General features: G+C 73.3%; 11 protein-coding genes. 3 read left to right on the plus strand and 8 right to left on the minus strand.

The features are described from left to right. The 7 genes from FVS66_RS13285 to FVS66_RS35915 all read right to left on the minus strand — a co-directional run. The coding region (locus FVS66_RS13285; RefSeq protein WP_149181398.1) for a serine/threonine protein kinase at positions 1-1,698 on the minus strand (1,698 nt) is incomplete at its 3' end. Next, the gene (locus FVS66_RS13290; protein WP_149181399.1) at positions 1,695-2,966 is read right to left on the minus strand and encodes a hypothetical protein; all 1,272 of its coding nucleotides are present in this window, start codon (positions 2,964-2,966) and stop codon (positions 1,695-1,697) included. The genes FVS66_RS13285 and FVS66_RS13290, both read right to left, overlap by 4 nt. A gap of 22 nt (positions 2,967-2,988) precedes the next feature. Beyond that, positions 2,989-4,008, minus strand: a complete 1,020-nt coding sequence (locus FVS66_RS13295) for a glutamate ABC transporter substrate-binding protein (RefSeq protein WP_149181414.1) — start codon at positions 4,006-4,008, stop codon at positions 2,989-2,991. Positions 4,009-4,043: 35 nt separating this feature from the next. Continuing rightward, positions 4,044-5,606 (minus strand): hypothetical protein, encoded by a 1,563-nt coding sequence (locus FVS66_RS13300; protein ID WP_399225473.1) that lies wholly within the window; start codon positions 5,604-5,606, stop codon positions 4,044-4,046. 158 nt (positions 5,607-5,764) lie between these two features. Beyond that, on the minus strand, positions 5,765-6,937 hold the full coding sequence (locus tag FVS66_RS13305; protein ID WP_149181400.1) for a BadF/BadG/BcrA/BcrD ATPase family protein: 1,173 nt from the start codon (positions 6,935-6,937) through the stop codon (positions 5,765-5,767). Next, positions 6,934-8,199 carry a 6-phospho-beta-glucosidase gene (locus tag FVS66_RS13310; protein ID WP_149181416.1) on the minus strand — a complete coding sequence of 422 codons (1,266 nt, stop codon included), beginning with the start codon at positions 8,197-8,199 and terminating at the stop codon, positions 6,934-6,936. The genes FVS66_RS13305 and FVS66_RS13310 overlap by 4 nt, the downstream gene beginning before the upstream one ends. Positions 8,200-8,400: 201 nt before the next feature. Further along, complete coding sequence (locus tag FVS66_RS35915) at positions 8,401-9,702, minus strand: ROK family transcriptional regulator (RefSeq protein ID WP_262386976.1); 1,302 nt, start codon at positions 9,700-9,702, stop codon at positions 8,401-8,403. 627 nt (positions 9,703-10,329) lie between these two features. Here FVS66_RS35915 and FVS66_RS13320 point away from each other — a divergent pair. Next, positions 10,330-10,704, plus strand: coding sequence for a type II toxin-antitoxin system RelE/ParE family toxin (locus FVS66_RS13320; protein ID WP_149181401.1), 375 nt, complete (start codon positions 10,330-10,332; stop codon positions 10,702-10,704). After that, positions 10,701-11,069: a helix-turn-helix transcriptional regulator gene (locus tag FVS66_RS13325; protein WP_149181402.1), complete on the plus strand. Its 369-nt coding sequence runs from the start codon at positions 10,701-10,703 to the stop codon at positions 11,067-11,069. Before FVS66_RS13320 ends, FVS66_RS13325 begins: the two co-directional genes overlap by 4 nt. A 120-nt stretch (positions 11,070-11,189) precedes the next feature. Here FVS66_RS13325 and FVS66_RS13330 read toward each other — a convergent pair whose 3' ends face one another. After that, complete coding sequence (locus FVS66_RS13330) at positions 11,190-12,299, minus strand: mechanosensitive ion channel family protein (protein WP_149181403.1); 1,110 nt, start codon at positions 12,297-12,299, stop codon at positions 11,190-11,192. Between the two features lie 236 nt (positions 12,300-12,535). Between FVS66_RS13330 and FVS66_RS13335 the strand changes: the two genes are divergently transcribed. After that, positions 12,536-13,072 (plus strand): HNH endonuclease, encoded by a 537-nt coding sequence (locus FVS66_RS13335; RefSeq protein ID WP_149181404.1) that lies wholly within the window; start codon positions 12,536-12,538, stop codon positions 13,070-13,072. The last annotated feature ends 72 nt before the right edge of the window (positions 13,073-13,144 follow it).

Raw genomic sequence — 13,144 nt, forward strand, 5'->3', positions numbered from 1 at the left:
GGGCGTCGGCGTCGTGGCACCGCCACCGGGCCGGGACGCGCCGGAACCCGCGGCCACGCCCGCGCCCCCGGCCGTCGTCCCGCCGCCGAACAGCCCGCCCCGCGCGCCCCGTCCGCCCACCGTCCGCAGCCCCAGCGGCGAGACCTCGCCCGCCGGTTCCGCGAACAGGACCGTGTCCGCGACCCGGAGTTCCGGGCCGAACAGCGGGGACAGCGCAGGGCGCGGGGTGCCCGTCTGGAGGGCGACGACCTCGCGCAGGACGCCTGTCAGCTGTTCGGCCATCTCCTGGGCCGAGGCGAACCGGCGGGCCGGGTCCGGGTCCGTCCCGCGGACCAGCAGGCGGTAGAACGACTCGTACCGCCGGAACACCTCGATGTGCTGCGGCTCCGGGAGGGCGTGCGCGAACACGTTCGTGTAGCCCTGGAAGTCGAACGTCAGCACCGCCAGCGTCCGCGCCACCGTGTACAGGTCCGACGCGACCGACGGGCCCACTTCGGCGATCTCCGGCGCCTGGTAGCCGACCGTGCCGTAGATGGCCGACTCGTGGTCGTCCATCCGCCGGACCGCGCCCATGTCGATCAGCTTCAGCTGGTCCTCGGTCTGGATGGCGTTGTCGGCCTTGAAGTCGCAGTAGAGCAGGTTCCGGCTGTGCAGATGGCCGAGCGCCTCCAGCGCCTCGATGCCGTACGCGCACGCCTGCTCGACCGGGATGGGGTATCCCCTGCTCGAACGGAGCTGAGAGCTTGGGGAAGGGTCGCGCCGCCCGTCCGGGCCGCGCCGCTCGTTGGCTATCTCCTTCAGGGACTTGCCGCCGACGTACTCCATGACGATGTACCCGTCCAGCGAGCCCGTCCGCTGGTCCAGGTGCTCCACGAAGTTGTAGATGCGGACGATGTTGGAGTGCTCGATCTCCGCGAGGAACCGCCGCTCCGATATCGCCGCCGCCATGGCGTCCTGGTCACCCGTGTCCAGCAGGCCCTTGAGGACCACCCAGCGGTCGGACACCGCCCGGTCCACGGCGAGGTATATCCAGCCGAGCCCGCCGTGCGCCAGACAGCCCGCCACCTCGTACTGGCCGTGCACCACATCGCCCGCGCGCAGCTTCGGCACGAAGGAGTACGGGTGCCCGCACTTGGTGCAGAACCCCTCCGTACGCCCCGGTCTGCCGCCGCGCGCCCGCCCGACGGCCGCCCCGCAGGCGGAGCGGGAGCAGAACCGCTTCCGCTCGGGCACCTCAGGGCGCTCCATCACCGCCGACCGCGGATCGGGGCGCGGCACCTCCGGCACGGCCACCAGGCCGGCGCCCAGCCGGTTCCGCACCGACTGGCCGCTCGACGAGCCGGAGCTGCGCACCGACACGGACCGCGCCGTCGCCACGCCCGACAGGGCCTGCGAGAGCCGTCCGGACACCGACCGCCGCGAGCCCGCCGACCGCGACGAACGGGCGGACGGCCGCGACGAAGGGGAGGACGGCCGCGACGAAGGGGAGGACGACTCACCGGAGGAGCGCGACGGGCCGCCGGAGCCGGCCGGGGGGCCTCCCGCCACGCCCGTCGGCGGTGACGACACCATGCCTTCGCCGAGCGGGGGAGACCCCGCCGCCACGACGGGCGCGAGCCCGCACATGTCGCAGTACAGCTGACCGCTGCCCATGTCCTCGTACGAGCCGCCGCACCCGGGCCGCTGACACTTCCTCATCCGTGACCCCCGGTCGACAGCACCTCGCCGGCCGCGCGCTGGTAGCGCAGTACGGCCTGTTCCGCGGCGCGCAGATCGCACGGCGCGCTCCACAGCATCCGGCGGGCCGCGTCGTACCGCTCGCTCAGGAACGGGTCCTCCGCAAGGCCGTGCCGGGCCACCTTCGCCCTGTACGCGTCGAGCCGCCCGCGCAGCTCGGCGCGGACCGCGAGCGGCGCGGTCACCGCCGTCAACGACGCGCGGGCCCGCAGCAGTTCGTCCTCGGCCTCCTGCTCCAGGGCCTCCAGGAGCGGCGAGAGCCGGTGCCACCGCGCGTGCCGCCGGTACTCGGCGGCGGTCGCGAGCCGCTCCTGCAGCGCGGTCGGCGGACCGCTCACCACCGGCACCTCCGAAGCGGCGATCTTCGCCAGGACCTCGCCGCGCGCGTTGCGCGCCTCCGCCAGGGTGCGGTCGGCCCGCGACAGCAGATCCCGCAGCCTCAGCAGCCGCGACTCCGAGTCCTGCCGCACCTGGAGCACCGCCTCGATCTCCCGGCGTACGTCCTCCAGCGCCCGGGCCGCCCTGTCGTACCGGTCCGTGTCGGGCCGCCCGCCGCCCGGTGCCGAACTGCCGACGGCGGGCCGCCAGAACGCCAGCGGATCGCTCACGACCTGGGCGCGCAGCGTCGCCAGCTCCTCGGTGATGGCCTCCAGGTCGTCGCCCGCCGGATGCTCACCCGGCCGCACCCCGACCGAACGCGCCAGGGACCGCGTGCGGTTCAGTTCCGCCGCCAGGAGGTCTATCCGGGCGGGCAGCGCCGACCAGACGGCGTCCGCCGTCACCACCACGTCCAGGGACGCCGCGTACAGCTCGTTCATCCGTGCCACCAGCCGGTCCAGCGTGAACCGTTCCGTCAGCCGGGCCGCCGCGCCGTCGGGCACCGACGAGCCGGGCACGACGACGCTCTCGCCGCACAGCCGCTCCGTCAGCTCCGCCAGCTCCTCACGCCCCGGCCAGCGACGCCGCGCGCGCACCTCGCGGGCGGCGCGCAACGCGTCCGTGTACACGTCGAAGTACGTCCACAGCAGCGCTATCGACCGCTCGGTCGCGGCCCAGCGCTGCTCGGTCGTCCCGGTCAGCGCGGCGCCCTCCAGCAGCCTGCGGCCCGCGTGGTCCTGCAGCGCGAGCAGCGAGTCCTCGACCGCCTTGTGCTCCGCGCCGAGGCGTGCCAGCGCACGGTCCACCTCGTCCCGGTCCATCACCGGACCAGGGGGACCCGTGACGCCCATCGATCACCTCTCGCTTCGGGGGTCAGTTCGTCCGGTACTTCGGCGCCGGCGGCCCGGTCATGCCGGGCAGGTCCGCCTTGAGCCACTTCTCGTACGCCCGCGTCCACGGCCCGCCGCGGTAGGCCACCAGGACCTGGTTGACCCGGCGCACCAGGTCGTCGTTGCCGAGCTTGGCGGCCACGCCGTAGAACTCGGTGGTGAACGGCGTGCCCTTGAGCTCGACGGCCGGGTCCTGAGCGGCCTGGCCCGCCGCGAGGGCGCTGTCCGTGACGACCGCGTCGACCTCGCCGGTCTGCAGCCGGACCAGGCAGTCCAGCTGGTTGGGCACGGTGTGGAGGTCGGCGTCCCGCGGGGTGCCGTCGTGCTCGTCCCGGAACGTCGCGCCGAACGAGTCGCGCTTCAGCGCCTCGTAGGCCGTCGAGCCCTCGGCCGAGCACACCCGCTTGCCCGACAGGGACGCGTCGTAGCCGGTGATGTCGGAGTCCTTGGGCGCGAGGACCTGCTGGCCGGTCGCGAAGTACGCGGTGGAGAACGCGACCTGCTCGATCCGGGCGCAGTTGATCGTCATGGTCCGGACGACCAGGTCGACCTTCTCGCCCTCCAGGGCGGCGATGCGCTGGTTGGTGGGCACGGCCCGGAAGATGATCGCGTCGGGGCTGCCGAGGATGTCGGCGGCGATGGCCCTGGCGAGGTCGATGTCGAAGCCCTCAAGGGTGCCCGTCGCGGGGTTCCGGTAGCCCCAGCGGTAGCTGTTCTGGTCGATGCCCACGACGAGCTTGCCGCGCTCCTTGATCGCGGCGATCGTCGGGCCGTCGGCGGCGGAGGGCGTCAGCGACGCCTCCGGGTCCGTGCACGTCTCCTCGGCCTCGGCGCGCTCGACCCGTACGACCCCGGAACCTCCGGAGCCCGCCGGGGTGTCGGAAGCGCCCTGCCCGGACGGTGGAGGCGGCACGAGCGGTACGAGTGCCTGCACACTCGTCAGCACGCACGCGACGCCCATGGCCGCGACGCCGCCCCAGCCCCGCAGCCGCCCGCGGAACATCCTGCCGTCGTTCACCCTGCCCCTCCCCTCGCCGGTCACCGGTACTCCGCGAGCCTGCGGTTGACGCCCATGACGGCGCCCGCCGCGCCGAGGACCGCCAGGGCGGCCGCGCCGGCCGGGAGGGCGGTCAGGGCGTTCCGGCCCCGCTCGGCTGCGCGGGTGAACTCGTCCTGCTCGTGGTCGAGGGCCCTCCGCAGCGCCGCGTCGACCCGGTCGAAGGCGGCGCCCGTCGACTCCTTGCCGCCGATGACCTGTGCCAGCGCGCCGTCGTAGTCGCCCGCGTCGTCCGTGCGCCGGGCGACCGCGTGCCGCTCGCGCCACGCGCCGTACCACTGGACGGCGTCCGCCACCGGGTCGCGGCCCGCCTTGTCGTCGGCCAGCGCGCGGGCCTTGCCGAGCGCCGTGTCCAGGCCCGCCATGGCGGCGCTGTAGTCGGTCTCGTACTTGTCGCTCTTGCCGTCGTCGGTGAGTACCGCGCCACGTGCCACAAGAGTCAGGTTCTCGTTCGCACGGGCCTTGAGGGAACTGATCCGGGCCTCGTTCAGCACCTTGAGCGAATCCTGGCCGTGGACGCGGGCCTCGGTCAGCCCGGCCCGCGCGACCGCGTGCCCGCCGGCGAGCCACAGCAGCGCCACCGTCGTGGCGGCCGTCGCCGCCAGCAGCCCCGGGTTGAGGATCCGGTTCGTCCGCCGGTAGTCACGCCGCTGTGCCCAGGCGAGCACGGCCAGCACCAGGACGCCCGCCGCGAGGGAGAGCACCGGCCACGCGCGCGCGTCCCGGTCGTCCTGGGCCAGCCGGGCGGTCTCCGCCTCGTACAGCCGCTGCGCGGCGGGCAGCATCTGTGTCGTCATCCGCTGGTTCGCGTACCGCAGATAGGCGCCGCCCAGCGGCAGGCCCTGCCGGTTCGCGGCGCGGGCGCGCTCGATGAGGCCGGTGTAGCGGGGAAGCTGCTCGTTGAGGGTGGCTATCTCGCGTGCCGAGGCGGACGAGCCGTCCGTGTTCGCGGCGGCCTTGACGAGCAGCCGGGCGGCGGTCGCGATGTCCTCCTCGTACCGCTCGCCGACGTCCGCGGGCTCCTGCGCGCCCGCGAGGAAGCCGCTCGCGGCGGCCGTGTCGGCGTCGGCGAGGGAGCGGTAGATGTGCGCGGCGTCGGCGCTCAGTGGCTGGCTGCGGCCGACGACGTCGTCGGCCGCGTAGGACCGGTCTGCCACCTCCAGCGCGGTGACCGCGCCGAACGCGACGACCAGCGTGGCGAGTACGGCGCCGAGGACACGGAGCCGGCCGGGCGGGGTGGTCGCCGTGGCCCGCAGCCGGGTCAGCGTCTCGGACCAGGACCGCCGCGGCGCTTCCACTACGCCCGAGGGCGACGCCCCGCTGCCGGGCGTCCGCGAGCCGGGGATCCGGGAGCCGGGGATCTGGGAGCCGGGGATCTGGGAGCCGGGCATCCGGGGGCCGGGTGTCCAGGGGCCGGGTGTCCAGGGGCCGGTCGCCTGCGCACCCGGCTCCGGCGCGCCGCCCGGGGGCGCGGGCACGCCCGGCACGCCCGGTGGCGCGGGCACGCCCGGTGGCGTGGGCCGCGCGTTCGGCGCGTGTGACACGTGACCTCCCCCTGGTCGCTGACGGGCCCCCGGCGGATCGGGTGGCGGCAGCCCGGCCAGCAGTATGGCCGCAGGGACCGACAATGACACCAGGCTTGACTCGATCTTGTTCTTATCGTGCCCGACGCCTCGGTCGCACCGTCATTCGAACCCCCCTCTCACAGAACGCGATCCACCCCCGCTCGGTTCCCCACCTGCGCGTAGTGGCCGCGCAGCGCCGCCCCGGCCGCCGTCGGCGCTCCCACGTGGTCGAGGCCCAGCAGCCCCGCGCCGAGGACCGGCGGCGCGGTCACCACACGGGGCTCCGCGGCGGGTGCCCGGTCCCGCAGCAGGTCGGTGATCCGAGTGTCGAGGTCCGGGTGCCCGGCCGCCAGGACGCTCCCCCCGAGCACCACCGGGACCGGCTTCTCCGAGTCCGCCAGCCCGAGCCGTTCCAGGGCGACCGTCGCCAGCGCGACCACCTCCCGCGCGAGCCGCTCCACCAGTGCCCGCGCCACCGGGTCACCGGCCGCCCCCACGGCGAACAGCACGGGCGTCAGCTCGTGCCGCCGCTCGACCGGGATCCGCCCCAGGTGCAGCGCCTCGATCAGCGCGTACATCGAGTCGAGGCCGAAGTGCGCGGGCAGGGCCCGGGCCAGCCCCGTCGCCTCGCCCCGCCCGTCCTCGGCCCGCGCCGCGAACCACAGCGCCTCCTCGGCGAGCCCCGAACCGCCGCCCCAGTCGCCGGAGATACGGCCCACGGCGGGGAACCGCGCGGTCCGCCCGTCCGGCAGCATGCCGACGCAGTTGATACCCGCCCCGCACACGACCGCCACACCGCGCGGCTCGTCCGCCCCGGCCCGCAGCAGCGCGAACGTGTCGTTGCGTACGACGGCCGACTCGCCCCAGCCGCGCGCCCGCACCGCGCGGGTGAGCTCCGCCTCCTCGACGGGCAGGTCGGCGTTGGCCAGACACGCGGACACATGCGTCACATGCGTCACATGCGTCACATACGGCACATCACCCACGGCCGTCTCGGGGCCCGCCACCGACTCCCGGCCCGTCACCGACTCCCGGCCCGTCACCGACTCCCGGCCCGCCTCCGCGCGCGCTGCCGACTCCCGTACCGCCTCCGCCCCGCCGCCGACCCCCGCGTCCCGTACCGCCGCCCGTACCGCGTCCGCCAGTACGTCGACGGCCGCCTCGACGCCCACCACCTGCGGACGGAACCCGCCGCCGCGCCCGGTGCCGAGGACCGTCCCGTCCGCATCGACGACGGCGACGTCGGTCTTGCTGTTGCCCGCGTCGATCGCCAGCACGGCCGCCGGCTCCACGCCCGTGTTCCCGGTCATGCCCACGCGAGGTGCTCCCGGTTGTGCGCGAGGAGCCGGTCGGTGAGCGTGTCCGCGTACGCGTACTGCCCGATCAGCGGGTGCGCGAGCAGTGCCCGGAAAACCCGGTCCCGGCCGCCCCGCAGCGCCGCCTCCAGCGCCAGTTCCTCGTACGCGGTGACCTGCGCGACGAGCCCCGCGTACAGCGGGTCCAGCTCCCGCACCGGCAGCGGCCGGGCACCTGTGCGGTCCACTTGGGCCTGCACCTCGACGACGGCGTCGTCCGGCAGGAACGGCAGCGTGCCGTCGTTGCGCGTGTTCACCACCTGCACGGCGCCGCCCCGGTCGCCGAGCAGCGACGCGGCCAGGTCGACGGCCGCCTCCGAGTAGAACGCCCCGCCCCGCTCGGCGAGCAGCGCCGGCTTCTCGTCGAGCGCCGGGTCGCCGTACAGCTCCAGCAGACGGCGCTCCATCGCGGCGACCTCGGCGGCCCGCGACGGCTTGCGGCGCAGCTCGTCGACGACCTCGTCATGGGCGTAGAAGTACCGCAGGTAGTACGAGGGGACGACGCCGAGCCGGTCGAGGAGCCCGCGCGGCAGCCGCAGGTCGTCGGCGACGGCGTCGCCGTGCTCGGCCAGCAGCTTCGGCAGCAGGTCCGCCCCGTCGGGCCCGCCGAGCCGTACGCCCAGCTCCCACGTCAGGTGGTTCAGCCCGGCGTGCTCCAGATGGACGTCCCCGGGCGCGACATCGAGCAGCGCGGCGAACTTCCGCTGGAGGCCGATGGCGACGTTGCACAGCCCCACGGCCTTGTGCCCCGCCTGGAGGAGCGCGCGGGTGACGATGCCCACCGGGTTGGTGAAGTCGATGATCCACGCGTCCGGGTTGGTCCGTCGTACACGGTCGGCGATGTCGAGGACGACCGGCACGGTCCGCAGCGCCTTCGCCAGCCCGCCCGCCCCGGTGGTCTCCTGTCCGACACAGCCGCACTCCAGCGGCCAGGTCTCATCCTGCCGCCGGGCCGCCTGCCCGCCGACGCGCAGCTGGAGCAGTACGGCGTCGGCGCCTTCGACGGCCGCGACCAGGTCGCCGGTCGTCGTCACCGTCCCCGGGTGACCCTGCCTGGCGAAGATCCGCCGGGCCAGCCCGCCGACCAGCTCCAGCCGGTCGGCCGCCGGGTCGACCAGGACCAGTTCACCGAGCGGCAGGGTGTCGCGCAGCCGCGCGAACCCGTCGACCAGTTCCGGGGTGTAGGTGGAGCCACCCCCCACGACCACGAGCTTCATGTCACCCATCTTCATCCCCTTTCCCCGTTACCCCTTGACTCCGGTGAGCGTGACGCCTTCGACGAAAGCCTTCCGGGCGAAGAAGAAGACGACGACCGGCGCAGCCGGAGACGGTGACGACGGGAAGTCCGAAGCGCCGGAACACAGACATGGCGGTCTTACCTTTCAGTCGTGGGTCTCTCTCCTGTCGAGGGAGTTCGCTCAGCGGACGGAGGTGTCGAACACGTCGTCGCGGGTGGCGGCCAGGGCGACCTCCAGCGCGCCCCGTAGCACGGGGTGCTCCCGTACGCCGCCGATGACGAGCCGGGGCCGGGCGGCGGCCAGCTCGCCGAGCTCGGCCTCGACGCGCTCGCGCAGCGGCTCGCCGCCCGCGACGATGACGTCGCCCGACAGCACGACCAGCTCGGGGTCGAGGACGGCGACGAGCGAGGCGAGCCCGGTGGCGAGTCCGGTCGCGAAGGTGTCGAGCAGTTGCCCGTAAGCCCCGGAGCCCTCCGCGGCTGTCGTCTCCAGGACCCGCACGGCAACGTCGGGACAGCTCCCACGCGGCACATGGATCCCCAGCTCCCGGGCGAGCCGGAGCACGACCTGGCCCCCGGCCAGCTCCTGGAAGCCACCGCTGCCGGCCCTGGCGACGTTCCGCACGAGCGGCGCGCCCGGCACGGGCATGAACCCCACCTCGCCGGCCCCGCCCGTGAACCCCCGGTGCAGCCGCCCGCCCAGCACGAGGGCGGCGCCGAGCCCCTCCGCATTCCAGAGCAGTACGAAGTCCTCGTGCCCGACGGCGGCGCCGCGGCGCTGCTCGGCGACGGCCACGAGGTTCACGTCGTTCTCGTACTCGACCGGCATGGGCAGCGCGGCGGCCAGCTCCTCCAACAGGCCCGGCGCGTGCCACCCCGGCAGGTGCGAGGCGTACCGCAGCCGCCCGGTGGAAGGATCGAACGCGCCCGGCGTCCCGACGACGACCCGGTGCACATCCTGTGGCGCGAGCCCGGCAGCCTTCACGGCCCCGCCGAGCGCCTCGGTAACCTGCGTGACGGCACCCCCGGCACCCCCGGCACCCCCGGCACCCCCGGCACCCCCGGCACCCCCGGCACCCCCGGCACCCCCGGCACCCCCGGCACCCCCGGCACCCCCGGCACCCCCGGCACCCCCGGCACCCCCGGCACCCCCGGCACCCCCGGCACGCCGCCCGCGCCCGGGCGTGGCCGACTCGAACTCCCCGACCACCGCCCCGGTCACATCCGCCACAGCGGCCCGCACACGCCGCGGGTTCACATCCAGCCCGGCGGCGTAGGCGGCCCGCGGATTCACCCCGTACAGCTGCGCGTTGGGCCCCGGCCGCCCCTCGGTCGTCCCGGTCCCGACGACCAGCCCGGCAGCCTCCAGCCGCGCCAGCAGCTGCGAGGCGGTCGGCTTCGACAGCCCGGTCAGCCTCCCGATCCGCGCCCGCGACAACGGCCCGTGCTCCAGCAGCAGATCGAGCGCGGCCCGGTCGTTCATCGCCCGCAGCACACGCGGGGTCCCGGGGGTTGTTCCGGTCACGGCGAGGTGCACCTACCTTCGACCGCTGTTAGGAAACTTTCCTGTTGTGCCGAACGTAGGCGGACACCCCGTCAGCAGTCAATGCCCGGCGCGGCGCGGGGTCGGGGTTCGTCGCACCAGGTCATAGACCGACATCCCCGTCGACAGGGTCGTCGGCCAGGCCCAGTCGCACGGAGTGGCAGCTTCACGATGGCCTGCTGTTCGATTTCCCACCGATCGTGAGCGATCAGGCAGGGGTCGCACAGTGGGAAGCGCGGGACGCTGAGGGCGGCTGCCACAACTCCGGGCTCATGGGCTCGGACTGGTGGCTTAGTTCTTCGACAGGTTCGGGCCCGTGTTCTGCCGCGGTATCGGTTCGTCGCGATGGACTGGGGGAGGCCGGGGAGGTGAATGTGGACGGGGCCGCGACGGCGGTTGTGGGGTTCGTCGTCGCCGAGCCCTGGCCGGCCGCGTTTGATCTCGCAGTGCGGATGCGTGCCGCCGGTGCTGGCCCGTGGGGGCTCTGCGCGCTTGTGGCTCGGGGCGCCTTGGGGGCGAAGCCTGCCGGTTCACCTCGCCCTATATTGATTTCTGTATAGTCGACCCGTGACCAACCCCTGGTTGATCGAGATCGAACCCGAAGTTCGGCGGTGGCTGGAAATGCTCCCGGACGACCAGTACGCCAAGGCGGAGCGAGCGGCTGACATGCTCGCTGCCGCGCCGACCACGCTCGGTGAGCCGTACTCCCGCCACCTGGGCGGCAGGGTTCGTGAGTTGCGGTTCATCATGGATGGTGCCGCCGTGCGTGTGACGTACTGGCTCGCTCCCGAGCGGCGCATCGTGTTGCTGACCGTCTTCCGGAAGACCAGGCAGCAGGAAACGGCGGAGGTCGACAGGGCGCGGCAGGCGCAGAAGGTGTGCGAAGCGGAGCACACCGCGGCCGAGCACAGTTTCGAACGAATTCAGGAGGACCGGCCGTGAACCACGCGCAGTGGAAGACCCGACGGACTCGGAAGCTCCTTGGCGAGTCCGTTGCGGAGTCGTCCGCCTATGTCGAGGCCGGATACGCGTTCGCGCTCGGCCAGGCTGTTCACAACCGGCGCTCCGAGCTCCGGCTGTCCCAGGCGGAGCTGGCCCGGAGGGCGGGGATGACCCAGCCGCAGATCTCCAACATCGAGGGCGGCGATTCCGTGCCGACGCTGCCGCTGCTCACTCGTCTCGCCAAGGCGCTTGACGCCTCGCTGACGATCGACCTGGACGGTGACACGTCCACGTTCGTCTTCGTCCCTCATGGCGGCGATCCCAAGGATGACGCACCGCCCGGCGCCGGCTCGACGGCTGCCTGACCCCGGCGGTCTGGTCGGTTCGGATCATGGGCCGCTGAGCCCGCCTGCCTCTCGGGTGCCCCCACGCCGCGGTTGTCGCGGCGTGGAGGCGTGCCGGGTGCCGGGCGCCGGCTGGGACCCTCAGTTCTTGGACAGGTTCGGGCCGGTGTGCTGCTGCGGTATCGGGTTCGTCGCGATCGACTGGGGGGACACCGGGGAGGCGAAGGCGGACGGGGCCGCGATGGCGGTTGTGGGGTCCGTCGTCGCGTCCTCCTGCTGGGGGAGGCCGCCCACGATGCGGATGCCCGCCTGGTCGAGGGCGCGCTTGATGCGGTAGCGGAGTTCGCGTTCGACGCCGAGGGCCTTGCCGGGCATGGTCTTGGCCGAGACGCGGAGGGTCATCGAGTCCAGCAGGACCTCGTTCAGGCCCAGGACCTCGACCGGGCCCCAGAGGCGCTCGTTCCAGGGTTCCTCGGCGGCCATCTCCTCCGACACCGCCGTGATCAGCTTGTTCAGGGTGTCCAGGTCCTCCGTCGGGCGGACCGTGACGTCCACGCCCGCCGTCGCCCAGCCCTGGCTGAGGTTGCCGATCCGCTTGATCTCGCCGTTGCGGACGTACCAGATCGCACCGTTCTCGCCGCGCAGCTTCGTCACGCGCAGGCCCACCTCGATGACCTCGCCGGACGCCACTCCCGCGTCGATCGAGTCGCCCACCCCGTACTGGTCCTCAAGGATCATGAAGACGCCCGAGAGGAAGTCCGTGACCAGGTTCCTCGCGCCGAAGCCGATCGCCACGCCCGCCACACCCGCCGACGCGAGCAGCGGCGCCAGGTCGATCTTGAACGCGCCCAGGATCATCAGTGCCGCCGTGCCCATGATCAGGAACGACGCCACCGAACGCAGCACCGAGCCGATCGCCTCCGAGCGCTGACGGCGACGCTCCGCGTTCACCAGCAGGCCGCCCAGCGGCATGCCCTGGACCGCCTGGTAGCCGCGGTTCATGCGGTCGATCAGCTTCGTCAGAGTCCGGCGTATCAGATAACGCAGCGTGAACGCGATCACAAGGATCAGCAGGATCCGCAGACCTGTGCTGACCCACGTGGAGAGGTTCTCCTCCACCCAGCCCGCGGCCTCGCTCGCCTGCCGGGCGGCCTCGTCGAGGGAGACCTGCGGTGCCGGGGACTCGGTGGGAGATTCCGGGGAGGGGGGAGCGTCGGTGGACGGGACTGAAGGCAGAGCCGACCAGAGCACGGCGGGGAACCTCCTGGCATCACGAGCGGGTCACAACAATTTAACGGAGGGGAGTAGGTGCTTCGTTGCAGTGTTCGAGGGAGAGCCACGTCTCATCTGGGGATGACCAAGGTGTGGTCGAAAACACCTCGAGCCCGTTACCCCCATGTGGTGGCGCTTCGACCTGGCATGAGGAGAGACTGAGAGCAGATCGTCCCGGCGCGAGCCACGCGCCGCCGGCGTACAAGGAGGCATCCGTGCCGCATGTCCTGGTCCTCAACGCGTCGTACGAGCCCCTCGGCGTCGTACCGCTCCGCCGCGCGCTCGTGCTCGTCCTCGAGAACAAGGCCGTGTGCCTCGAGGAGTCCGGCGCCTTCATGCACAGCGCAACCCGAGTGATCGCCGCCCCCAGCGTCGTACGGCTGAAGCGGTTCGTGCGGGTCCCCTACCGGGGGCCCGTTCCTCTGACCCGCAAGGCGCTCTTCGCCCGTGACGGCGGGCGCTGCATGTACTGCGGTGGCGTCGCAACCAGCGTCGACCACGTCATCCCGCGCAGCCGTGGCGGCCAGCACGCCTGGGACAACGTGGTGGCCGCGTGCCGCCGCTGCAACCACGTCAAGGCCGACCGGCACCTGCGTGAGCTGGGCTGGCGGCTCCACCAACCGCCCGCGCCGCCCTCCGGGCTCGCCTGGCGCATCATCGGCACGGGGCATAGGGACCCGCGCTGGCTGCCCTACCTGCAGCCGTACGGCGCGGACGACGCCATGGCCCGGATCGACGGCATTTCCGCCTGATGATCCGGGCTCTGTCGTTGTTGTACGGCGGTCTGTCCTTGTACGGCGGTCCGTGCGGCGGTCGGCTCGGCG

This window comes from Streptomyces sp. TRM49041 (genome assembly GCF_008271805.1).
Classification (GTDB): domain Bacteria; phylum Actinomycetota; class Actinomycetes; order Streptomycetales; family Streptomycetaceae; genus Streptomyces.